Annotated in this window: 12 protein-coding genes; 8 read left to right on the top strand and 4 right to left on the bottom strand. The window is 64.2% G+C overall.

The features are described 5' to 3' along the window. Nucleotides 1-47: 47 nt before the first annotated feature. The gene (locus AC07OV_RS24790; RefSeq protein WP_495093169.1) at nucleotides 48-12,926 is read right to left on the bottom strand and encodes a non-ribosomal peptide synthetase; all 12,879 of its coding nucleotides are present in this window, start codon (nucleotides 12,924-12,926) and stop codon (nucleotides 48-50) included. 51 nt (nucleotides 12,927-12,977) lie between these two features. Further along, complete coding sequence (locus AC07OV_RS24785; protein WP_495093168.1) at nucleotides 12,978-13,730, bottom strand: thioesterase II family protein; 753 nt, start codon at nucleotides 13,728-13,730, stop codon at nucleotides 12,978-12,980. A gap of 302 nt (nucleotides 13,731-14,032) precedes the next feature. Here AC07OV_RS24785 and AC07OV_RS24780 point away from each other — a divergent pair, with 302 nt between their 5' ends. Then, the gene (locus tag AC07OV_RS24780; RefSeq protein ID WP_176998039.1) at nucleotides 14,033-14,584 is read left to right on the top strand and encodes an RNA polymerase factor sigma-70; all 552 of its coding nucleotides are present in this window, start codon (nucleotides 14,033-14,035) and stop codon (nucleotides 14,582-14,584) included. Nucleotides 14,585-14,708: 124 nt separating this feature from the next. On the opposite strand, the gene AC07OV_RS24775 is transcribed toward AC07OV_RS24780, so the two are convergent. Then, entirely contained in the window at nucleotides 14,709-15,497 is a 789-nt protein-coding gene (locus AC07OV_RS24775) for a substrate-binding periplasmic protein (protein ID WP_494999009.1), read from the bottom strand. A 93-nt stretch (nucleotides 15,498-15,590) separates the two neighbouring features. Continuing rightward, a complete protein-coding gene (locus AC07OV_RS24770) occupies nucleotides 15,591-16,214 on the bottom strand; it encodes a TetR/AcrR family transcriptional regulator (RefSeq protein ID WP_495093167.1) in 624 nt (207 codons plus the stop codon). A 154-nt stretch (nucleotides 16,215-16,368) separates the two neighbouring features. Here AC07OV_RS24770 and AC07OV_RS24765 point away from each other — a divergent pair, with 154 nt between their 5' ends. The 7 genes from AC07OV_RS24765 to AC07OV_RS24735 all read left to right on the top strand — a co-directional run bounded on the left by AC07OV_RS24765 (nucleotide 16,369) and on the right by AC07OV_RS24735 (nucleotide 25,198). Then, a complete protein-coding gene (locus tag AC07OV_RS24765; RefSeq protein ID WP_495093166.1) occupies nucleotides 16,369-18,147 on the top strand; it encodes an acyclic terpene utilization AtuA family protein in 1,779 nt (592 codons plus the stop codon). A 12-nt stretch (nucleotides 18,148-18,159) separates the two neighbouring features. Beyond that, a complete protein-coding gene (locus AC07OV_RS24760) occupies nucleotides 18,160-19,032 on the top strand; it encodes an SDR family oxidoreductase (RefSeq protein WP_495093165.1) in 873 nt (290 codons plus the stop codon). Nucleotides 19,033-19,035: 3 nt separating this feature from the next. After that, nucleotides 19,036-20,652, top strand: a complete 1,617-nt coding sequence (gene atuC / locus AC07OV_RS24755) for a geranyl-CoA carboxylase subunit beta (protein WP_495093164.1) — start codon at nucleotides 19,036-19,038, stop codon at nucleotides 20,650-20,652. 13 nt (nucleotides 20,653-20,665) lie between these two features. Beyond that, nucleotides 20,666-21,823, top strand: coding sequence for a citronellyl-CoA dehydrogenase (atuD, locus tag AC07OV_RS24750; RefSeq protein ID WP_495093163.1), 1,158 nt, complete (start codon nucleotides 20,666-20,668; stop codon nucleotides 21,821-21,823). After that, nucleotides 21,820-22,581: an enoyl-CoA hydratase/isomerase family protein gene (locus AC07OV_RS24745; RefSeq protein ID WP_495093162.1), complete on the top strand. Its 762-nt coding sequence runs from the start codon at nucleotides 21,820-21,822 to the stop codon at nucleotides 22,579-22,581. The genes atuD and AC07OV_RS24745 overlap by 4 nt, the downstream gene beginning before the upstream one ends. Nucleotides 22,582-22,698: 117 nt before the next feature. Next, on the top strand, nucleotides 22,699-24,582 hold the full coding sequence (locus tag AC07OV_RS24740; protein ID WP_495093161.1) for an acetyl/propionyl/methylcrotonyl-CoA carboxylase subunit alpha: 1,884 nt from the start codon (nucleotides 22,699-22,701) through the stop codon (nucleotides 24,580-24,582). Between the two features lie 73 nt (nucleotides 24,583-24,655). After that, nucleotides 24,656-25,198, top strand: a complete 543-nt coding sequence (locus tag AC07OV_RS24735; protein ID WP_495093160.1) for a 3'-5' exonuclease — start codon at nucleotides 24,656-24,658, stop codon at nucleotides 25,196-25,198. Nucleotides 25,199-25,207 lie beyond the last annotated feature (9 nt).

The following is a 25,207-nucleotide window of genomic DNA, read 5'->3' as shown; positions in this document are numbered from 1 at the left end:
TGTAGGAGCCGGCTTGCCGGCGATGGCGTCAGACCAGGCGATAAAGATTAAAGCCCCTCCAACTCCGCCATCAAATCACTCAACCGATCCACCTTCTCGGCACTGATCTCATTGGCCGCCAACCCTTCGATGTACTCGGCCAACTCCGCCACCGTGCTGCACTCGAACATCGCCCGCAGCGGTACATCCCGCTGCAAGGTCTTCTGTACCCGCGAGGCAATTTGCGTGGCCAACAACGAATGCCCGCCCAGTTCGAAGAAGTTGTCCTGCACCCCAACCCGCTCCACTTTCAACACTTCAGCCCAGATCGCAGTCAGGGTGGTTTCCATTTCGTTACGCGGCGCCAGGTAATCCTGGCTGTGCAACTGGCCGATCTCCAGGGCCGGCAGCGCCTTGCGGTCGAGTTTGCCGTTGGCGTTGAGCGGCAGGCGGTCGAGCCATAGCCAGTGCAGCGGCACCATGTATTCCGGCAATTCGGCACGCAGGCGCTGCTTGATGCGGTCCAGGCGTTCACTTGGGTTCAGTGCTTCATCCGCCGCCACCAGATAGCCGACCAGATGCTTGCCGTTGACGCCCTCCTGCACGCCCACCGCCGCATCGCGCACTTCCGGTTGTTCGTGCAGGCGCGCTTCGATTTCACCCAGTTCGATGCGGTAGCCGCGAATCTTCACCTGATGGTCGACACGCCCGACGTACTCCAGCACACCGTCACTGCGACGGCGCGCCAAATCGCCGGTGCGATACAGCCGCTCACCCGGTGCGCCGAACGGGTTCGGCACAAACACCGGTGCCGTGCGCAACGGGTCGCTGACGTAACCGCGACCAACACCCGTGCCCGCCACGCACACCTCACCCACGGCGCCTTGCGGCACCAACTCCAGTGCGCCATCGAGCAAGTACAGGCGGTTGTTGTCAGTCGGCGTGCCAATTGGCAGGTAAGTGCCACGGGTAGAGGCCAGGTCGACGCGGAAGAACGCCACATCATCCGAGCATTCCGCAGGACCATAGGCGTTCACCAGGCCAATCTCTGGGTAACGCAGCAACCACTGGTGCGCCAATTCAGGCGGCATGGCTTCACCGGTCGGCAGCATCCAGCGCAGACCGTCCAGGCCGATACGGTCCTGGGCCAACATGCCCTGGATCAGCGACGGTACGCTTTCCAATACGGTGATCCCTTGAGCCTGCACATGGGCGAGCAGCCCTTGCGGGTCATGGGCAATCACATTCGGCACGATGTCCACACGAGCGCCAAACAGCGGCGCGGCGAGGAACTGCCATACGGAAATATCGAAGCTTTGCGAGGCGGTCTGCGCGATCACGTCCACCGGGCTCAGGTCCAGGTACGGCACCTTGCTCAACTGGTTATTGAGCATGCCGCGCTGCTCCACCATCACGCCTTTGGGCAGGCCGGTGGAGCCGGAGGTGTAGATCACGTAGGCGAGGTTGTCCGGGCCGCTGTAGACGCCGGGGTTTTCGCCACGCGCCGGGATTTCTTCCCACACCAGCAACTGGCAGTCGAAGCCGTCCAGCAGCTCGATGGCTTGCTCGCGGCATGCCTCGGTGCACACCAGCAGCGGCGTGCGGCTCAAGTCGATGATGCTGCGCAGACGCTGGCTGGGCAGGCCCGGGTCCAGCGGCAGGTAGCCGGCACCGGCCTTGAAGCTGCCGATGATCATGCCCAGCAGGTCGAGGTTACGCTCGCCCAGCAAGGCCACCGGTTGATCCAGGCCGACGCCCGCTGCGATCAGCGCGTGGCCCAGGCCGTTGCTGCGGCGGTTCAGTTCGTCATAGGTCCACTGCTGGTCCAGGCAACTGGCGGCGATGCGGTGCGGATGCGCGGCCACCTGCTCTTCGAACAGCGCGATGTAGCTGCGCTCCAGCGGGTAGGCGTGTTCGCTCTGGTTGCAGCCGTCCAGCAGGAACGCGCGTTCCTGTTCGCCAATCAACGGCAGGTCGGCCATGTCGCCATGGAAGCCCTGCACCAGCGCCAACAGCAAGCGCTTGAACTCAGCGAGCATGCCTTGCACGGTGGTTTCGTCGAAATAGCGCTGGTCATAGGACAGGTGCAGGCCCAAGTCATCGCCCGGGTAGCACACGGCGGTCAGCGGGAAATTGGTGTGGGTGCGGCCGGAGTCCGAGGTGGCATTCAGGCTTTGTGCATGGTCCAGCACCGAGACTTCCACCGGGGCGTTTTCGAACACAAACAGGCTGTCGAACAGCGGCTGGCCCTTGGGCAGTTCGCTGTGCTCCTGAATGGTCACCAGCGGCAGGTATTCGTACTCGCGCAACTGCATGTTGCTGTCGAGCAAGCCACTCAACCACTGGCGCACGCTGCAGGGTTGATCGTCCTCGGGCAGCTTCACCCGCAGGGCGATGCTGTTGATGAACAGGCCGACGGTGCGCTGCATCTCAGGCATTTCCACCGGGCGCCCGGCCACGGTCACGCCAAACAACACGTCGCGATCGCCGCTCACGCGACGCAGCACCAAGGCCCATGCCGCCTGGGCGAAGGTGTTGACGGTCAGTTGATGGGCCTGGGCCAGCTCACGCAGTTGTGCGCCGTCGCGGGTATCCAGGCGGGTGTAGCAGTCGCCCACCACCATGGCGCCGTGGCCGGCGTGGTCACGCATGAATGGCCGGTCGCTCGGGATCGGCGTGGTGCGCTCGAAGCCTTGCAGGTTCTGCTGCCACCACTGGCGCGCTTCATTGAGGTTCTGGCGTTGCAGCCAAGCGATGTAGTCGCGATAGCGCGGCGGCGTGGCCAACTGCGCGTCGCGGCCTTCGCCGAGGGCCCTGTAGATCTCGAAGAAATCGTTCATCAGCAACGAACGGCACCAGGCATCGATGAGGATGTGGTGGTTGCTCATCATGAACCAATAGCGCTCGGCTCCGACGCGGATCAGGCGCAGGTGGAACGGCGCCTGGTTGAGCAGATCGAACCCGGCTTCGCGCTCGGCCTTGAGCAAGGCTTGCAGACGCGGCTCCTGTTCGCTTTCCGGGTCGTTGCTCCAATCCAGGTATTCGATCGGCGTGCTGCCCGGCTTGTGGATCACTTGCAGCATGTCTTCGCCGACGTTCCAGCAGAACGAGGCGCGCAGGGCTTCATGACGGGCGATCACCGCCTGCCAGGCCTGGGCGAAACGCTCGGGGTCCAGGGCACTGTTGATGCGGTAGCGGTCCTGCATGTAATAGAGGCCGGTGCCCGGCTCCAGCAAGGTATGTAACAGCAAGCCTTCCTGCATCGGCGTCAGCGGGTACACGTCTTCAATGACGCCGGCCGGTACCGGCAGCGCATCCAGTTGCGGCTGGGTCAGGTGCGCCAGGGGGAAGTCGGACGGCGTCAGGCCACCGGCCTCGTCCTGCAGGCAATGGGCGACCAGGCCTTGCAACTCGGCCAGGTACGCATCGGCCAGTTCGCGAATGGTGTGTGTGTCATGGCGCTCGCGGCTGAAGGTCCAGCGCAGTACCAGCTCGCCGCCGTACACCTGGCTGTCGACACTCAACTCATTGGGCAGCGGCGCGTCGGGGTCGTGGGCCAGGCCTGCGGATTCGTCCAGCGGGTGGAACAGCGCATCACTGCCGAAGCTCTGGTCGAACTGGCCGAGGTAGTTGAAGGTAATGCCTGCCGTCGGCAACGCCGCCATGGCGTGCTTGACCCCCTCCTCCGCGAGGTAACGCAGCACGCCATACCCCAAGCCTTTGTGCGGCACGCCGCGCAGTTGCTCCTTGATCGCCTTGATCGAATCGCCCTGCCCGGCTTGCGGCGTCAGGCGCAGCGGGTAAGCACTGGTGAACCAGCCGACGCTGCGGGTCAGGTCGATGTCATCGAACAGCGCTTCGCGGCCGTGACCTTCCAGCTGGATCAGCGCCGAAGCATGGCCGCTCCAGCGGCACAACACACGGGCCAGGGCGGTCAGCAGCAGGTCGTTGACCTGGGTGCGATACGCGCTCGGCGCCTGTTGCAGCAACTGCCGGGTAGGTTCGATGCCCAGGCGCACGCTCACCGTGTCGGCGTCGCGATTGCGCAGCGAGCCTTGCGGGCGCGCCACCGGCAATGCCGCGTCAGGCCCGGCCAACTGGTGTTGCCACACACTCAATTCTTCACGCAGGGATTCACTGCCGGCATAGGCCTGCAAGCGGGCGGCCCAATCGCGTAGCGCACTGGTCTTGGCTGGCAGGCTGACGGACTGGCCGTCGCTCAATTGGCGATAGACGTTTTGCAGGTCTTCCAGCAACACACGCCAGGACACGCCGTCCACCACCAGGTGATGAATCGCAATCAGCAGGCGTTGCTGGCCCTCGGGACCGTCCACCAGCAAGGCGCGCAACAGCGGGCCGTGTTCCAGGTCGAGGCTGCGTTGGGTGTCGGTGAACAGCGCGGTGCAATCAGCCATGTCGCGCACTTGCGCCTGCATCAGCACGCCACCTTGCGGTACAGCCAAGTGTTCGGCGTGCCATTGCGCATCACGCGAGGTGAAGCTCAGGCGCAGGGCATCGTGGTGCTCCAGCACCGCCAGCAGCGCTTGCTCCAGGCGATGTGGGTCGAGCAGTTGCAACGGCTTGAGCAACAGCGCCTGGTTCCAGTGCTGGCGGTTCGGGATCTCGGTGTCGAAGAACCAATGCTGGATCGGCGTCAGCCCCGAGCGGCCGGTGAGCACACCCTGCTCCGCCGTGACTTGCTCAGTACGCGTGGCGACGGCGGCCAGGGTTTGCACGGTCTGGTGCTGGAACAGGTCGCGGGGGCTGAAGTGAATGCCCGCCTGCCGCGCACGGCTGACCACCTGGATCGACAGGATCGAGTCGCCGCCCAGTTCAAAGAAGTTATCGTCCAGGCCGACTTGCTGCACGTTCAACACTGCGCACCAGATGGCGGCCAACGTGCTTTCCAGTTCATTGCGCGGAGCCACGTACTGTTGACGGTTGGCCTCCGGGTCCGGTTGCGGCAAGGCACGGCGGTCGAGTTTGCCGTTGGCGGTCAGCGGCATGCTGTCGAGTACGATCAGGTGCGCGGGCACCATGTAGTCCGGCAGTTGCGCCTTGAGATGAGCCTTCAGTGCGTCACGCAGCGCGCCGTGCTCGGCATCGCTGACCAGGTACGCCACCAGCTGTTTGCCGCTCGGCGAATCCAGCGCCAGCACCACGGCTTCACGCACGGCTTCGTGCTCCAGCAGGCGGGTTTCGATCTCGCCCAGTTCAATGCGGAAACCACGGATCTTCACCTGATGGTCGATCCGCCCCAGGTACTCCACCAAGCCATCGGCGCGTTGGCGCACCAGGTCGCCGGTGCGGTACAGGCGCCCGCCGTCATGGGCGAACGGGTCAGCGACAAAACGCTCGGCCGTCATGCCCGGGCGTTGGTGATAACCCTGGGCCAAACCAGCCCCGCCGACGTACAGCTCGCCGGTCGCGCCTTGGGGTACCAGCGCCAGGTCAGCGTCGAGGATGTAGGCCACGCGGTCGCCGATGATGCTGCCGATCGGCACGCTGCCAGCGCCCTCTTCCAGTTGCTCGGGCGCCAGGCTGGCCAGCGGCATGACCACGGTTTCCGTCGGACCATAGGCATTGAAGAACACCTCGGGCAGGAACGCCGCACGAATGCGCTGCAAGTGTTCGCCGGTCAGTGCTTCGCCGCCGGTGATGCACATGCGCACCGGCAAGGTCTGTTGCTGGGTCGCCAGCCACTGCGCCAACTGGCTGCCGTAGCTGGGTGTAAAGCCCAGGATGTTGATGCGATGAGTGCGGATCAGCCCGCAGATTTCCTCGGCATCCCACTGGCCCTGGGCGCGCAATACCACCTGGGCACCGCTGAGCAACGGCACCAGCAAACGCTCGGTGGCGGCATCGAAGTTGATCGAATAAAAGTGCAGTTCGCAGTCGTCCGCACGCATGCCGAAGCGCTGGATCACGGCTGCGCAGTGCATGGCGATCTCTCCGTGGGCCACCACCACGCCTTTCGGTTTGCCGGTAGAGCCGGAGGTATAAATCAGGTACGCCTGGTGTTGCGGCAGGCTGATAAACGGCAGCTCATCCGACGGGTAGTTGGCAAGCACCGGCAGGTCATCTTCCAGGCACCAGCACGCCACCGTCGCCGGCAATTCACCGAGGGCTTCGAACATCGCCGCGTCGCTGAGCAGCAGGCCGATACCACTGTCTTCAATCATGTAGTGCAGGCGGTCGAGCGGGTATTCCGGGTCCAGCGGCACGTAGGCGCCACCGGCCTTGAGGATCGCCAGCAGGCCGACGACCATTTCCAGGGAACGCGGCAACGCCAGGCCGACACGCACCTGCGGGCCGACGCCGCGCTCGCGCAGCATCCAGGCCAGGCGGTTGGCGCGTTCGTTCAATTCGCGGTAGCTGAGGGTAGCGCCGGCAAAGGTCAGTGCAGGGGCATCGCCTCGGGCTGCGGCCTGTTGGCTGAACAGCTGATGAATGCACTGGTCGAGGCGATGTTCGCCCTGTTCGATGCTCAGGCTGTCTTGCAACGCGTGTTGCTCGACGACGGTGAGCAACGGCAGTTCGCTGAGTCGCTGGTGCGGATCGGCGATCAACGCTTCCAGCAGGTTGCGCCAATGCTCGGCCATGCGTGCAATGCGCGGCTCGTCGAACAGGTCGGTGCTGTAGGTCAGGCAGCAACCCAGGCGATGGTCGAGGTCGGTGACTTCCAGGTTGAGGTCGAACTTGGTGGCGCGGGCATCGTTGGCCAGGTACTCGACGGTCATGCCGGCCAGTTGCCGGCTTTGCTGGAATTCCCAGCGCTGCACGTTGCACATCACCTGGAACAGCGGGTTGTACGCCGCACTGCGCGGCGGTTGCAGGGCTTCCACCAAGTGGTCGAACGGCAGGTCTTGATGGGACTGGCCTTCGATTACGGTGTGACGCACTTGCTCGAATAGCTCGCCGACGTTCATCTGCCCGTTGAGCTGGCAACGCAGCACTTGCGTGTTGAGGAACGCGCCGATCAGCCCTTCGCTTTCCGGACGGATACGGTTGGCCACCGGCGCGCCGATGCGCAGGTCAGTCTGGCCGCTGTAGCGATAGAGCAACACGGCCAGGGTGGCGGTCATGGTCATGAACAAGGTCAGGCCGCGCTCGGCATTGAAGGCACGCACGCGAGCGGCCAGGTCATCGCTCAAGTCAAAGCGGTACAGCTCGCCCTGGTGGCTTTGCACCGGTGGCCGTGGGCGGTCGCCGGGCAGTTCCAGCAACGGGTGTTCACTGCCCAACTGCTGCGTCCAATAGTCGAGTTGGCGCTGGCGTTCGCCAGACTCCAGCCACTGGCGCTGCCAAACGCTATAGTCGAGGTACTGCACCGGCAACGGCGCCAGCGGCGAGTCGCGCTCGTCGATGAAGGCTTCATACAGCGCACTGAGTTCACGGGCAAAGATGTCCATGGCCCAGCCTTCGGTGACGATGTGGTGCAGGGTCAGCACCAGGTAGTGTTCCTGCTCGCCGGCCTTGACCAGGCAAGCGCGCAACAGTGGCCCGGTTTCCAGGTTGAACGGGGTGTGGGCCTCGTGTTCGGCCAGTTGCTGCAGACGCTGCTGGCACTCGGTTTCCTTGAATGCCGAGAAGTCCTGCCAGTCCATGCGCAGGCCGGTCTGTGGCGAGACCTTCTGGTACGCCACGCCATCCACGCTCGGGAAGGTGGTACGCAGGGTTTCGTGGCGCATGATCAAGGCTTGCAACGCGGCCTCGAAGCGGCCCACGTCGAGCACGCCGCGCAGGCGCGCCATGCCGCCCACGTTGTAGGCCGGGCTGTCCGGCTCCATCTGCCAGAGGAACCACATGCGCTGCTGGGAATAGGACAACGCCACAGGCTGGCTGCGGTCGACCTTGGCAATTGCGCTTTGCTGGTTGCGCTGGCCCGAGGCCTGGATCTGCCCGACCTGCTCGGCAAAGGCGCCCAGCTCACTGGCTTCAAACAGGGTGCGCAGCGGCAGCTCCACATCGCACGCCTGGCGGGTGCGGGAGATGATCTGGGTGGCGAGCAACGAATGCCCGCCGAGGGCGAAGAAGTCATCGCGCAGGCCGATGCGCGGCGCGCCGAGAACTTCACGCCAGATCGCAGCAATCTGCTGTTGCAACGGCGTTTCGGGCTCGATGTGCTCGCGGGTTTGCCACACGGGCTCGGGCAACGCACGGCGGTCGAGCTTGCCGCTGGGGCTCAGGGGCATGCTGTCCAGGCGCATCAACAACGCGGGCACCATGTACTCCGGCAGTTCGGCAGCCAGGGCGGTTTTTACATCGGTTTCATCCCGCTCGGTGTGGGCGGTGTAGTAACCGATCAGTTGCGCATCACGCACCAGCACCACGGCCTGGGCGATGCCGTCCAGGGCCAGCATGCGCGCTTCTATTTCTTGCGGTTCTACCCGGAAGCCACGCAACTTGACCTGCTGATCGAGGCGGCCGAGGTACTCGATGACCCCATCGGCCGTCCAGCGGGCACGGTCACCGGTGCGATACAAGCGTGCGCCCTGGTGGTCGGCGACAAAACGCTCAGCGGTCAACCCGGCGCGCCCCAGGTAACCCCGGGCCAGGCCGATACCGCCGATGCACAACTCGCCCGGCACGCCCAGCGGCACGGGGTTGAGCTGCTCATCCAGCACGCGGCAGATCACATTGCCCAGCGGGCGGCCAATCGGCGAGCGCTCGCCATCTGCGGCGGTGCAGTGCCAATGGGTCACGTTGATCGCGGTTTCGGTCGGGCCATAGCGGTTGTGCAATTGCACCGCCGGCAACTGCGCCAACACGCGATTGCGCAATTCGGCAGACAAGGCTTCACCGCCGGAGAACAGGCGGCGCAGGCTGGTGCATTCGGCCACCAGCGGCTCATCGATAAACAGCTGCAACAGCGGCGGCACAAAGTGCAGGGTGGTCACTCCGTGTTCCTGCACCAACTGCGCGATGCGGTGCGGATCACGGTGTTCACCCGGGCCAGCGAGTACCAGGCGGCAACCGGTGATCAGTGGCCAGAAGCATTCCCACACCGACACGTCGAAACTGATCGGCGCCTTTTGCATCAGCACGTCGGTGTCGTTGAGCTGATACGTGGCTTGCATCCACTGCAGGCGCTCGGCCAGGGCCGCATGGGTGTTGCCCACGCCTTTGGGCTGGCCGGTGGAGCCGGAGGTGTAGATCACGTAGGCAAGGTTGTCGCCATCCAGGTGCAGGCCGGGGGCCTGGGTCGGCCAGCTATCGAGGTGCAGGCTGTCCATGGCGATGACGCAAACGCCCTCGGCTGTCGGCAGGCGTTCCAGCAGCGCGGTCTGGGTCAGCAGCAGGTGCACGCCGCTGTCCTTGAGCATGTAGGCCAGGCGGTCGGCGGGGTAATCCGGGTCCAGCGGCACGTAGGCGCCACCGGCCTTGATGATCGCCAGCAAGCCGATCAACAACTGCGGCGAACGCTCCGCGGCGATGGCCACACACACGTCCGGGCCGACGCCTTTGTCGCGCAGGTAATGGGCCAGTCGGTTGGCCTGGGTGTGCAACTGGGCGAAGGTCAGGCTGCCGCCGTCCCAGACCAGGGCGGTGTTGTCCGAGACTTGCTGGCTGAGCAATTCGGGCAGCCACTGTCGGGCCGGCGCGCAGGGGGCTTCGCTGTAACGCGCCTGCTCGTCGTGCGGCATCAGCGCCAGGTCGCCGATGGCTTGCCGGGGTTGCTCGCAGACGGCCTGCAACAGGTTGATATAGTGCTCGGCCAGGCGCTGGATGGTCGTAGTTTCGAACAGTTCATCGGCGTAGTCGAACGACAGGCTCAGGCGCCCGTTGCGGTCTTCTTCGGTGTGCAGTTGCAGGTCGAACTTGGCTTCGCGGCTGTGCCAAGGCAGCTCGTCGGCGAGCATGCCGGGCAGACGGCGCAAGGCGCTCAAGTCGCGCTGCTGGTGGTTGAACATGACCTGGAACAGGCCTTGTTCGCGAGCTTGGGGGAAGGCTTCCAGCAGTTGTTCGAACGGCAGGTCCTGGTGAGCCTGGGCCCCCAGCGCTGCTTGGCGGGTCGCGGTCAACAGCTCAGTGAACGGCAGGCGCCCGTCCAGCTCGGCACGCAACACCAACGTATTGATGAAAAAGCCGACCAGGCCTTGGGTTTCCTGGCGCGGACGGTTGGCATTGGGCACGCCGATGCGGATATCACGCTGGCCGCTGTAGCGATAGAGCAGGCTCTGGAACGCCGCCAACAACAGCATGAAAGGGGTGGATTCGTTGGCCTGGGCGGTCTGGCGAATGGCTTCGCTGAGGCTCGCGCCCAGGCGCACGGTGTGGCGTTCGGCACTGCGGCGGTGTTGTGCCGAGCGCGGATGGTCGGTGGCCAGGCTGAGCGTTGGATGCTCATCGCCCAATTGCGCTTTCCAGTACGCCAGTTGACGCTGGCCCTCGCCTTCGGCCAGCCATTGGCGCTGCCAACTGCCGTAGTCGGCGTATTGCAGGGCCAGTGCCGGCAGCTCCAGACGCTGGCCTTGGGTGGCAGCGGCGTACAGCTGGGAGAATTCGTCGATCAGGATGTTCAGCGACCAGCCGTCGGCGATGATGTGGTGCAGCGTCACCAGCAGCTGGTGCTCTTCATCGTCCAGGCGCACCAGGGTCACCCACAGCAGCGGGCCCTTTTCCAGGTCGAACTGGGTGCGTGCTTCGTCCTCGCGGATCTGTTGCGCGCGGGCCTCACGCTCGGCGGCGGGCAGGTCGCTGAGGTCGATGACTTGCAGGTCGAATCCGGTGGTTGCATCGACTCGCTGGAAGGCCTGGCCGTCTCGCTCATAGAAGCGTGTGCGCAGGGCTTCGTGGCGCTCGATCAGGTGCTGGAAGCTGGCGCGCACGGCATCTTCATCCAGCTCGCCGCGCAGGCGCAGGGCACCGGGGATGGTGTAGGCGCTGCTCTGCGGGTCCAGTTGCCAGGTAATCCACAGGCGGTTCTGTGCCAGGGATTGAGGCAGTTCGTCCTGGCGCGACAAGGCATGGATCGCGCCTTGGGCCACGCCGCCGTCCTGCTGCAATTGCGCGACACTGGCGGCAAAACCTTGCAGGGTCGGGGCTTCGAACAGCATGCGCAGGTTCAGCTCCAGGCCGAGGGTCTCACGCAGGCGCGCCAAGACTTGGGTGGCGGTGATGGAGTTACCGCCGAGCAGGAAAAAGTGATCATCCGCCGCGACCGTTGCCACGTGCAGTTGCTCGCACCAGATCGCGGCGATCTGGCTCTGCAATTCGGATTCCAGCGCTGCGTCGCCAACTTGCGCCTGCAGGTCGGGGAATTGTGCGTAGCTGTCGAGGCTGCCATCGGCGTGGCGCAGGGCACAGGCCGCACGTTGCACCTTGCCGCTGGAGGTTTTGGGCAGCGCGCCGGGGTTGAGCAGCACCACCACGCTTGGCGCCTCTTGATAGGCCTCGGCCACGGCTTGGCGGATCGCCTTGATCAGCGCTTCGGGTGGCAGGATTTTCTGCACGCTGCGGCTGATTTCAGCGGCGATGCCGATGCCTTCCAGGCCCTGGTCATTCACGGCAAATGCCGCGACACGGCCCTTGCGCACCACTTCCACTTCACGCTCGATGGTCTGCTCGATGTCCTGCGGGTAGAGGTTGTGGCCGCGCACGATCAACAGGTCTTTCAAGCGGCCGGTGATGTACACCTCGCCGTTGCGGACAAAGCCCAGGTCGCCCGTGCGCAGCCAGGTACGGCCGGCGTGCTGCACAAAGGTCTTGGCGGTGGCCTCGGGATTGCGCCAGTAGCCATGGGCGATGCTCGGGCCAGTAGCCCAGAGTTCGCCGACGCTGTTGTCGGCCAACTCGGTGAGGGTGTGGGGGTCGACGATCAGCACCGCGTGTTCCGGCTGGCTGGTGCCGCAGCTCATGATCGCACTGCCCTGCCCCGGTTCAGCGCGGTTGGCGGCCAGGGCGTGCTCATCAACACGCAGTGCCGGGATGCCGTGGCCACGGGTGCCACCGGCGACAAACAAGGTGGCCTCGGCCAGGCCGTAGGAGGCGAAGAAGTTGTTCGGAGTGAACCCACAGGTGGCGAATTTCTCGGCGAAGCGTTCCAGGGTGTCGAGGCGGATCGGCTCGGAGCCGGAATAGGCCACACGCCATTGGCTCAGGTCCAGGCGCTCCAGGGCCGATTCGCTGACCCGCTCGCTGCACAAGCGATAGGCGAAGTCCGGGCCGCCGCTGATGGTGCCGCCGTATTCACTCATCGCTTCGAGCCAGCGCAACGGCCGACCGAGGAAGTAGGCCGGCGACATCAGCACGCAGGGCACGCCGCTGAAGATCGGTTGCAGCAGGCCGCCGATCAAGCCCATGTCGTGGTACAGCGGCAGCCAGCTGACGATCACGTCGCTTGGGTTGAGGTCGATGCCAAAACCGCGACGGATCAGCACTTCGTTGGCCACCAGGTTGCCGTGGCTGACTTGCACGCCCTTGGGCAAGGCGGTGGAACCGGAGGTGTATTGCAGGAAGGCGATGTCGTCGGGGTGCAGGTCGGGGGCCGTCCAATCGCCGGTATTTTCCAGGCTGTCGACGCTCAAGACGGGGGGCGCATTTTCAATCTGCGACAGGCCCTCGGCGAGGCTGGCGATGGTCAACAGCAGGCGCGGCTCGGCGTCGCTGATGATCGACAGCAGGCGCTCCTGATGGTGACGGCGCGTGGATTCAGGCGGATACGCCGGCACCGCGATCACGCCTGCGTAGAGACAACCGAAGAACGCCGCGACGTAATCCGGGCCGCTGGGGAACAACAGCACGGCACGGTCGCCCAAATCCGCATTGGCCTGCAAGGCGGCGGCGATGGTGCGGGCGCGCTGGTCCAGGTCGCGGTAGCTGAGCACCACGTTGTGCTCGGCGGCGTCGGCGAGGAAGCGCAGGGCGACCTGGTCCGGGGTCTGCGCGGCGCGACGTTGAAGGGACTGGACCAGCGTTTGGGGGAGTTCGAAGGCGTCCATCATGGGGTTCCTGCCTGAAATCGGCTTACGGGAAAATCGGGAATTCGGGGGTGTTCAGCCGGCCACACGTTGCCGCGCCGCGCCATTGCGCCAGCGGGCCAGGTGTTCGTCGGCATAACGGCGTAGGCAACGCAGCACGGCGCTTTCGTGCTGCACGAGGAAGAAGTGGTGACCGTCGAACAGGTCGAGGGAGAAACCACTGGCGGCGTCGATTTGCCAGTCGAGCAACTGGTCGGCGCGCACGCTGTCTTGCTTGCCGCCGAACACATGGATCGGCATGCCCAGCGGCGAACGCTCGCCATAGGTGAAGCTGCCGCACAGCAGGAAATCGGCGCGCAGGATCGGCAGCATCAACTGCATCAGTTCGGGGTTGGCCAGGGCTTCTTCGGCGGTGCCTTGCAGTTCGCGCAGGCGGGCAATCAGTTGTTCGTCGGTTTTTTCAATGGCGTATTCGCTGACGTCGCGACGCGCGGGGCCCGCAGTGCCGGACGCAAACAAGGCCAGTGGCGCGGGAACGTTGCGTGCGTTCAGCGCGTGCGCCAATTCGAACGCCAGCAGGCCACCGAGGCTGTGGCCGAATAACGCGTAAGGGCCGTCCAGGTCGCGGCTGATTTCATCGGCGAGCTGCGCGGCCAAAGCCTTGATATCGCGCTGCAAGGGCTCATCCATGCGCATGCCACGGCCGGGCAATTCCAGCGGGCACACTTGCAACCAGTCAGGCAGGGCTCGGCGCCAGCGTGCGTACACCATGGCGCTGGCACCCGAATAGGGCAGGCAGAACAGGCGCAGTCGAGTCGGCGTGGTCATCGCGTGACGACTCCAAACTGAAACACGCTGTATGCACGATAAAAACCCATTTCGTTCTCCTGCGGGTACGGATCCTTGGCCGTTTTGCTAACGGACCTGTCACCCAGAAGAACGGACGGCACCGGCAAATAATTAGTCGCCGGGGGTGCGTGAGACGTGGTTCACACCGAACAAGAAAGCATAAGATTAGTTCGCCTTCTCATTTGACAATCATTATCATTAAGCATAATTTGTTGCCCGATGTGTAGGAGGCCTCAGCAAGGACGCCCTCCCCTAACCTCTTTTGCGACAAGGTGATTTCCATGACGGAACAAGTAACCACAGGCAGGTGCGACTCACCGCTTCTTCAGGCATTCGTCGACAATCGACTGATTCTGGTGAAGATCGCGGCACGCATTACCGGGTGCCGCTCCCGTGCCGAAGACGTAGTGCAGGACGCCTACTTCCGGCTGCAATCGGCGCCGACGATCACCTCATCGTTCAAGGCCCAATTGAGTTATCTGTTCCAGATCGTGCGCAACCTGGCGATCGATCACTACCGCAAGCAAGCCCTGGAGCTCAAATACTCCGGGACGGAAGAGGAAGGCTTGAATGTGGTCATTCACGGCGCTTCACCGGAAACCTCCCACATCAATTTCAACACCCTGGAAAACATCGCCGACGCCCTGACGGAGCTGCCCCAGCGCACCCGCTACGCGTTCGAGATGTACCGCCTGCACGGCGTGCCGCAAAAGGACATCGCCAAGGAACTGGGCGTCTCGCCGACGTTGGTCAACTTCATGATCCGCGATGCGCTGGTGCACTGCCGCAAGGTGTCGGGCAGCCATAGCGATACGTTTGCGCGCCGGGTCTGAGACACCACAGGAACCTGTAGGAGCCGGCTTGCCGGCGATAGCGGTGGGTCAGTTGCACAGATGTCGCTGATACACCGCGATCGCCGGCAAGCCGGCTCCTACAGTTTGGAAGGGGTTGTTTCTGTCAGGGCGTCGCCATCACATCGATGCGATACGGCTCGAAAATCTTCAGCATCTGTCCGTTGTCCCGCAAACGCTTGAGCAACGCGGAAAACGCTTCCCCCGAGATCGGCGCCTTCGGCCGCAATAACGCGTAGTGGTGATACACCTGGTCGATACGCTCGGACACCAGGAACTGCCCGGCCATGTCCGCGTTGCGCACCATGAAATCACTCAGGTACGAACGCGTGACCAACGCGATATCGGCTCGCCCGCGCGCCACCATCAGCAAATTGCTGTCATGGGAATAGGTCAACGTGGCGTTGAAGTGCTCGGCCATGTACTTGGGGTCGGGGTTGAAGTTGGCGAAGGCGTAGTGATAACCGCTGAACACCGCCAGGCGCTTGCCGGTCAGGTCGGCGAAGTAGCTTTGATCACGATTGGGCTCGCGCTGGGCGACGAAGATTTCGGCATCTTCCAGGCCCATGTCGACGTTGGTGTGGGGAATCGCTTTCCAGCCCCAGTCGGGGTTTTCGAAGATGGCCATGTCGACCCGGCCCTGCTCGAAATCACGAAAGCGGCGCGGGATGGAAGTGGGCACCAGCACAAACTGGTAGTCGGTCTGCAAGGCGTTCAGGGCTTCCACCAGTTGCGGCAACAAACCGGTGTCGGCGCCTTGCTCAGGGCGTACGGTGTACGGTGGAAAATGCGCCGCCCCAATCCTTACCAATTGTGCAGCCGAAGCCGGCATCCACCACGCGGTACCCAGTGCCCATAGAGTTAGTCCTGCAGCCAGCCGCCATGGCGAAAACATCGAGGCACACACCGTTCAACACATTGATGGCGATAAGCTAGGCGTTTTTGTCGGGCGAGACAACTTTCCACCGCCAAATTAATAGCTTGCGCGTCAGTCGGCTTTCAGAACCATCAACAGGGCTTCTTCGGCCAACTCCTCAAGCGTCAGGCTGCCTTGGGCGCGGAACCAGGTGGTGGTCCAGGACAAGGCGCCGGTCAGGAAACGCCGCGTGATAAACACATCTCCCTTGATATAACCCGCCGCCTTGGCTTCGCCCAGCACCTGCAGCCAGAGCTCTTCATACACATCACGCAGCGCCAGCACCTGCGCCTGGCCCTCGGCCGACAACGAACGCCACTCGTACACCAGCACCGCCATGGCCTCGCCGCTGCCGCCCATGATCGACTGCAATTCGCAGCGAATCAGCGCCAGCACGCGCTCGCGCACATCTTTCGCCTCTTCCAGCGAGGCACGCATCATCGCGGTGTTGTAGTGGATGGTTTCTTCCATCACCGCCCGCAAGATCTCGTCCTTGCTCTTGAAGTGATGAAAGATGCTGCCGGACTGAATGCCCACCGCACTGGCCAGGTCGCGCACCGTGGTGCGCTCAAAGCCCTTGTTGCGAAACAAGTGGGCTGCGGTTTGCAGCAACTTGCCCCGCGCACTGTCAGGGTCGGTCAAACGGCCTTCGTCGACCATGGTGCGCATCACCCGCAGGGCTTTGTGCTCATCCATGTCTCTCTCCTTCACTGCTTCTGACGTCTTGGGCGGCAATTTAGGCCGTGGTCGCCAACCAAGCAAGCGCTTGGGTCAAAACTTGTGTCGAGAGTTTACAAACCAAGCGCTTGCTTGGTAGTCTCGACGCCAGCCCTCTGGAGAAGGACTTCTCATGAGCAAGACGGTTCGTATCGGCTGCGCCAGCGCGTTCTGGGGTGACACCTGCACCGCCGCCGCCCAATTGGTACACGGCGGCGCGCTGGATTACCTGGTGTTCGACTATCTGGCGGAAGTCACGATGTCGATCCTCGCCGGCGCCCGGATGAAAGATCCCCAGGCCGGCTACGCCACGGATTTTGTCGAGGTGCTCACACCGCTGCTGGCCGATATCCAGCGCCAGGGCATCCGCGTCATCAGCAACGCGGGCGGCATCAACCCCCAGGCATGCGCCGCCGCCCTCCAGGCCGCCTGCGACAAGGCGCAAGTGCCGCTGAAAATCGCCGTGCTGCTGGGCGACGACCTGCACTCCCAACTCAAGCACCTGCACGGCATCCACGACATGTTCAACGGCGCGCCGTTGCCGCCGATGTGCGTCTCGGCCAACGCCTACCTCGGCGCCCCCGGCATTGCTAAGGCGCTTGAACTGGGCGCCGACATCGTGATCACCGGCCGCGTGGTGGACAGCGCCGTGGTCAGCGCAGCGCTGGTGCATGAGTTCAACTGGTCCTGGCAGGACTACGACCGCCTCGCCCACGCCGCGCTGGCCGGGCACATCATCGAATGCGGCGCCCAGTGCACGGGCGGCAATTTCACCGATTGGCGTGACGTACCGGACTACGAGCACATCGGGTTTCCCATCGTCGAGGTCAGCGCCGACGGGACGTTCACGGTGAACAAAGCCGACGGCACGGGCGGCCTGATCAGCGAGCTGAGCGTGGCCGAACAGCTGCTGTATGAAATCGGCGACCCGCGCGCCTATTTGCTGCCCGACGTGATCTGCGATTTCAGCCAGGTCCAATTGCAGCAACACGGCCTCGATTGCGTGCGCGTGCATGGCGCCAAGGGCTCGCCGCCCACCGCTCACTACAAGGTCAGCGCCACTTACCCCGACGGGTTTCGCTGCACCGCCAGTTGCCTGCTGGCGGGGATCGACGCCGTGGCCAAGGCCGAGCGCGTCAGCCAGGCGATCATCAACAAGACCTCGGAGCTGTTCAGCCAGCGCGGCTGGGCGCCCTACACCGAAGTGAATATCGAACTGCTCGGCAGTGAAGCCACCTACGGCGCCCACGCCCTGCGCCACGACTGCCGCGAGGTGGTGGTGAAACTGGCGGTGCGTCACCCGAACAAACAGGCGCTGGTGCTGTTCGCCCGCGAGATCGCCCAGGCGGCCACCGGCATGGCGCCGGGGCTGACGGGCATCGTCGGCGGGCGGCCCACGGTGTACCCGCTGATTCGGCTGTTTTCCTTCCTGATCGAAAAAAACCGCTGCGAGCCCGTGGTCGAGTTCCAGGGGGCGCGCCACGTTTGCGTATTGCCTGCCGGCGCCGCCCTCGCCCCGCTCGCCGCGCCGATCGATCCACCCAAACCCCAAGGCGCGGCCGACGCCAGCGTACCGCTGGTGAAACTGGCCGTGGCGCGCTCCGGCGACAAGGGCAACCACAGCAACATCGGCGTGATCGCTAGGCATCCCGACTACCTGCCGTGGATCGCCGAGGCGCTGACCCCGGAGGTGATCGTCGACTGGATGGGCCACGTACTCGACCCTGTGCAGGGCCGCGTCGAACGCTGGTATTTGCCCGGCAGCCACAGCCTCAACTTCCTGCTGGAAAACGCCTTGGGCGGCGGCGGTATCGCCAGCCTGCGCATCGACCCCCAAGGCAAGGCCTTCGCCCAGCAGTTGCTGGAAATCCCCATCGCCGTGCCGCAACACATCGCCGATCAACTCTGCTAAAGGACCGTCACCGTGGCCTTCGACTCGATCTTCAAAGCCGACCTGTTCCAGGGGCAAACCGTGATAGTCACGGGGGGCGGCAGTGGCATTGGCCGCTGTACCGCCCATGAACTGGCGGCACTCGGCGCCACGGTGATACTGGTGGGGCGCAAGCCGGAAAAACTGCAGAAGGTGGCCGCCGAAATCAGCGAAGACGGCGGCACGGCCCATTGGCTGGCATGCGACATTCGCGATGAAGAGGCCGTGAAGGCGCTGGTCAGCCAGGTGCTGCGCGAGCATGGCCCGATCCACGGCCTGGTGAATAACGCAGGTGGCCAATACCCGTCGCCACTCGCCTCGATCAACCAGAAGGGGTTTGAAACCGTGCTGCGCACCAACCTGGTGGGCGGCTTCCTGATGGCGCGGGAAGTGTTCAACCAGTCGATGAGCAAACACGGCGGCGCCATCGTCAACATGCTCGCCGACATGTGGGGCGGCATGCCGGGCATGGGCCACTCGGGCGCGGCGCGTTCGGGCATGGACAATTTCACCAAGACGGCGGCCTTCGAATGGGGTTATGCCGGCGTGCGCGTCAACGCCGTGGCGCCGGGCTGGATTGCCTCCAGCGGTATGGACACCTACGAAGGGGCGTTCAAGGCGGTGATCCCGACATTACGTGAGCACGTGCCGCTCAAGCGTATCGGCACCGAGTCGGAAGTCAGCGCGGCCATCGTGTTCCTGCTCAGCCCCGCCGCTGCCTTCATCAGTGGCAGCACCCTGCGCATCGACGGCGCCGCCAGCCTGGGCAACCGCGCCTGGCCGCTGCACAAGGCGCAGCCGCCGAGCGAGCCGTTCAATGGCTTCCACCGCGCTTACCTGCCGGATGTACTCAAGGCGGAGCACTAAAGCATGCCGGTGATTGAATCCCTGATCGACAGCCACAGCGCCCAGTTCGCCCAAAACCGCGAAGCCATGCTCGCCGCCCTCGCCCACCTGCGCCAGCTGGAACAAAACCTGCTGGCCAAGGCCGATGAGGCCAAGCCCAAGTTCGACAAGCGCGGCCAACTGTTGCCCCGCGAGCGCCTGAACCTGCTGCTCGACCCCGGTGCGCCCTTCCTGGAACTGGCGGGCCTGGCCGGCTACAAGCTCCACGACGACAAGGATGGCAGCGCCGCCGGTGGCGGGTTGATCGCCGGCATCGGCTACGTCAGCGGCGTGCGCATGCTGGTGGTGGCCAACAACAGCGCGATCAAGGGCGGCACCATTTCTCCCACCGGCTTGAAAAAGTCCCTGCGCCTGCAACAGATCGCCATGGAAAACCAACTGCCGGTAGTGACCCTCGCCGAAAGCGGCGGCGCCAACCTCAACTACGCCGCCGAGATTTTTGTCGAAGGCGCACGCAGCTTTGCCAACCAGGCGCGCATGTCGGCCATGGGCCTGCCGCAGATCACCGTGGTGCACGGCTCGGCCACGGCGGGCGGTGCCTACCAGCCGGGGCTGTCGGATTACGTGGTGGTGGTGCGCGGCAAGGCCAAGCTGTTTCTCGCCGGGCCGCCGCTGCTCAAGGCCGCGACCGGCGAAGTGGCAACGGATGAGGCACTGGGCGGCGCCGAGATGCACGCGCAAATCGCCGGCACCGCCGAATACCTGGCGGAAAACGACGCGGACGGCGTGCGTATCGCCCGGGAGATCGTGGGCCTGTTGCCCTGGAATGATCGCCTGCCTGTGACGCAAAAAAAGACCTACGCAGCGCCTTTGTACCCCATCGATGAGCTGCTGGGCCTGGTCCCGGACGACCCGAAAAAACCCTACGACGTGCGCGAAATCCTCGCACGCCTGGCCGACGGCTCGCAGTTTCTCGAATTCAAGGGCGAGTTCGACGCCCACACCGTCTGCGGCCACCTGCATATCCAGGGCCGCGCCGTGGGTGTGATCGGCAACAACGGCCCCATCACGCCGAAAGGCGCGAGCAAGGCCGCGCAGTTTATCCAGCTGTGCGACCAGAGCCGCACGCCGCTGCTGTTCCTGCACAACACCACCGGTTTCATGGTGGGCACCGAATCGGAACAACAAGGCGTGATCAAGCATGGCGCCAAGATGATCCAGGCGGTGGCCAACGCCCGGGTGCCTAAACTCACGGTGGTGGTCGGCGGCTCCTACGGCGCCGGCAACTACGCGATGTGCGGCCGTGGCCTGGACCCGCGCTTCATCTTCGCCTGGCCCAACAGCCGCACGGCGGTGATGGGTGGCGCGCAGGCGGGCAAGGTGCTGCGCATCGTCACCGAGGCCAAGCAGTTGAAAGACGGCCTGGTGCCCGACCCCAAGGTGCTGGACATGCTGGAGCAGGTCACCGCGCAGAAGCTCGACAGCCAGTCCACCGCGCTGTACGGCAGCGCGAACCTGTGGGATGACGGGCTGATTGACCCTCGGGACACCCGCACCTTGCTCGGCTTTTTGCTGGATACCTGCCATGAGGCCGAGGTGCGTGAGTTGCACGCCAATACCTTCGGTGTAGCGCGTTTTTAGGAGAACAATAAAAATGATCTTTACCCAGGAACACCAGGAACTGCGCCGTACCGTGCGCGCCTTCGTCGACCGCGAGATCAACCCCTACGTGGACGAGTGGGAAAAAGCCGGGCGCTTTCCCATCCACGACATCTTCCGCAAGGCCGGCGAACTCGGCCTGCTGGGCATTTCCAAGCCGGAGCAATTCGGCGGCATGGGCCTGGACTACAGCTATTCGATCGTCGCCGCCGAAGAATTCGGCACGGTGCGCTGCGGCGGCATCCCCATGTCCATCGGCGTGCAGACAGACATGTGCACCCCCGCCCTCGCCCGCTTCGGCTCCGATGAACTGCGCGACGAGTTCCTGCGCCCGGCCATCAGCGGCGAGCAGGTGGGTTGCATCGGCGTGTCGGAAACCGGTGCCGGTTCCGACGTGGCCGGGTTGAAGACCCATGCGCGCAAAGACGGCGACGACTACGTGATCAACGGCAGCAAGATGTGGATCACCAACTCCCCCAGTGCCGACTTTATCTGCCTGCTGGCCAACACCTCCGACGACAAGCCGCACATCAATAAATCCTTGATCATGGTGCCGATGAACACCCCTGGCATCAGCGTCAGCCCGCCCCTGGAAAAGCTCGGCATGCACAGCTCCGAGACCGCCCAGGTGTTCTTCGACGACGTGCGCGTGCCGCAGCGCAACCGCATCGGCCACGAAGGCGCAGGCTTCATGATGCAGATGCTGCAGTTCCAGGAAGAACGCCTGTTTGGCGCGGCCAACATGATCAAGGGCCTGGAGTACTGCATCGACAGCACCATTGAGTACTGCAAGGAACGCCAGACCTTCGGCAAGGCGCTGATCGACAACCAGGTCATCCACTTTCGCCTGGCTGAACTGGCCACTGAAATCGAATGCCTGCGCGCACTGGTCTACCAGGCCACCGAGCAATACATCAAGGGCCAGGACGTGACCCGCCTGGCCTCCATGGCCAAGCTCAAGGCCGGGCGCCTGGGCCGCGAAGTCAGCGACAGCTGCCTGCAATACTGGGGCGGCATGGGCTTCATGTGGGACAACCCGGTGGCACGGGCGTATCGCGATGTACGTTTGGTGTCGATTGGCGGCGGGGCCGACGAGATCATGCTGGGCATCATCTGCAAACTGATGGGCACCCTGCCCGGGAAAAAATCATGAACACCCTGCTGCTCGAACCTCACAACGGCGTGCTGCACATCACCCTCAACCGCCCCGAATGCCGCAATGCGATGAGCCTGGAGATGGTCAACGAGCTGCGCAGCGTACTGGCGCACCTAGACGCTGAGACCCGGGCGGTGGTGATCAGCGGCGCCGGCGGGCATTTCTGTGCCGGGGCGGATGTGAAAGACCTGGTCACTGCGGGCAATCAACTGGAAGCACTGAACCGCGCGTTCGGCACCTTGCTGCAAGAGGCCGAAGCCGTGCCGCAGGTGCTGATAGTGGTGCTGCAAGGCGCGGTGCTGGGGGGTGGTTTTGGCTTGGCCTGTGTGAGTGATATTGCGCTTGCCGACCACCAGGCGCAGTTCGGCTTGCCGGAGACCAGCCTCGGCCTGCTGCCAGCGCAGATTGCACCGTTTGTGGTGAAGAGAATTGGTTTGACCCAGGCGCGCCGGCTGGCGCTGACGGCGGCGCGGTTTGATGGGGTGGAGGCTGAGCGACTGGGTGTCGTGCACTTTACCGAGCGCGATCCACAGGCGTTGGCGGAGCGGCTGGATGAGGTATTGGGTCAGGTGCTCAAGTGTGCGCCGGGGGCGAATGCGCGGACCAAAGCCTTGTTGCTGGCCAGCGTGGAGGAACCGCTGGAGGCTGTGCTGGATCGCGGGGCGCAGTGGTTTGCCGAGTCCGTAAGGAGTGAGGAAGGGATAGAGGGGACACAGGCGTTTGTGCAGAAAAGGAAGCCGAGGTGGTGCAGATGACGCCATCGCCGGCAAGCCGGCTCCTACAGAGGAAGGTGTTCACACATTCAAACTGTAGGAGCCGGCTTGCCGGCGATGAGGCCCAACCCGACACCCCACCAGCCAAGGGATAACCCCATGCCCGCATTCAGCAAAATCCTCATCGCCAACCGCGGCGAAATCGCCTGCCGCATCCAGCGCACGGCCCATGCCCTGGGCTACCGCACCGTTGCCGTCTACAGCGACGCCGACGCCCAGGCCCCGCACGTGCAGATGGCCGACGAAGCCGTGTGCATCGGCCCCGCCCCGGTGCAACAGTCTTACCTCAACATTCAGGCCATCCTCAACGCCGCCACACTCACCGGCGCCGACGCCCTCCACCCGGGCTACGGCTTCCTCTCGGAAAACCCCGAATTCGCCCGCGTCTGCCAGCACGCCGGCCTGACCTTTATCGGCCCCAGCGCCGAAGCCATCGAACTGATGGGCAGCAAGCGCCTGTCCAAGCTCGCCATGCTCGACGCCGGGGTGCCCTGCATCGCCGGCTACCAAGGCAGCGCCCAGGACGACGCCACGTTGCAACACGAGGCCGAACGCATCGGCTACCCGCTGATGATCAAGGCCAGCGCCGGCGGCGGCGGGCGTGGCATGCGCCTGGTGCACAGCGCCGAGGCCCTGCTGGACAACCTGCACACGGCGCGTTCCGAAGCCAGGAATGCGTTTGGCAGCGACGAGCTGATCCTCGAACAGGCGTTGATCGAGCCGCGCCATGTGGAAATCCAAGTGTTCGGCGACAGCCATGGCAACCTGATCCACCTTGGCGAGCGCGATTGCTCGATCCAGCGTCGCCATCAAAAGGTCATCGAGGAAGCGCCCTGCCCTGTGATGACTGCGCAGCTGCGCCACGCCATGGGTGAAGCCGCCCTCAAGGCCGGGCGCGCGGTGAACTATGTCGGCGCCGGCACCGTGGAGTTCATGCTCGACCGCAACGGCCAGTTCTACTTCCTGGAAATGAACACCCGCCTGCAGGTGGAGCACCCGGTCACCGAGCTGATCACCGGCCTCGACCTGGTGGACTGGCAGCTGCAGATTGCTGCCGGCCAAGCGTTGCCACTGACCCAGCAGGAGGTGACCCTGAGCGGTCACGCCATGGAAGTGCGCCTGTACGCCGAAGACCCGGCCCAGGGTTTCCTGCCGCAAACCGGTGAGGTGTTGCGCTGGGAGCCGGCCCCAGGTGCCCGCATCGATCATGGTGTCAGCCAGGGCCAATGCATCAGTCCGTTCTACGACGCCATGCTCGGCAAGATCATCGCCCACGGCCGCACCCGCGAAGAGGCGAGGCGCAAACTGCTGCGGGCGGTAGAAGACACGCTGCTGCTGGGGGTGACCACGAACCAGCGGCTGCTGGCGGAGCTGCTCAAGCATCCGGACTTTATCGACGGTCAATTCAACACCGGCTTTATCGCCGAGCACTTCAGTGACATCGCCCAGCCGAAAGCGACAGCAGAACAACTGGCCCTGGCCGCCGCGCTGTTTTTCCAGCACAGCGCCAGCCAGCATTCCCAAAGCCTGGCGGGATGGCGCAACAACGTTGGCGCCCCTTGTACCTACCGCCTGGAAGCCAACGGCGAGCTCCACACCGTCACCGCCGAGCCGCTGCCACTCACTGCCGATGGCCGCTACGCCATTCTGGTGCTCAACGGCATCCGCCGACGTATCGCCTACCACCTTGACGGCAACCACCTGTGGCTGCCCGGCCTTACGGTGATCAATCGCACCCAACACGTTGCCAGCCGCCAGGCCGATGCCCGCAGCGGCACGGTCAAGGCGCCGATGGACGGTGCGATCGTCGATGTTCGCGTGAGCAGCGGCGAGCGGGTGAGCAAAGGCCAACTGCTGTTGGTGCTTGAGGCCATGAAAATGGAGCACCCGCTGGTCGCCGGGCTCGATGGCGTGGTCAAGACGCTGCAAGTAACCGCCGGCGACCAGGTGCGCAATCGCCAGGTGTTGCTGGAGATCGAATAAGGCCTGGGCGGAACTACGCGGCCGGGCTACGCTCTATCCCCATCAGGAAGGGATGAGTACGGGAACCTGCGCGATGCCTCATTGGCTGATTATTGACCTTGAAGCCACAACGGATGAAGGCGGCTGGCCCGTGACGGAGATGGAAGTCATCGAGATCGGCGCGAGCCTGGTGAACCGCCAGGGCCGCGAGCTGGATCACTTCCAGCGCTTTGTGCGGCCGCTGCGCCGTCCATTGCTGACGCCCTTCTGCCGCCAACTGACCCACATCACCCAGGCCAACATCGACGCTGCAGCGCCGATCACCGAGGTGTGGCCGTTGTTCGAACGCTGGCTGGGCCAGCACCAGACACGCCTGGAAGGCTGGGCCAGTTGGGGCGACTACGACCGTGCGCAGCTGGAGCTGGAATGGCAACGCCACGGCCTGGCCAGTGCGCTGGCCCATACGCCCCACGTGAACCTCAAGCAGCGCTTTGCCAAGGCCCGGCGCCTGGACAAGCCGCTGGGGCTCAACGGCGCGTTGCAACTGGCGGGCATGCAGTTCCATGGCCAGCAACACCGGGCGCTGGAAGACGCGCGCAACACCGCACGCCTGCTGCCGTTGATTTTGCCGGTCTAGGCAGCCTCC

This window comes from Pseudomonas sp. GW821-FHT09A09 (genome assembly GCF_059418405.1).
This window is presented reverse-complemented; position numbering and strand designations above follow the sequence as displayed.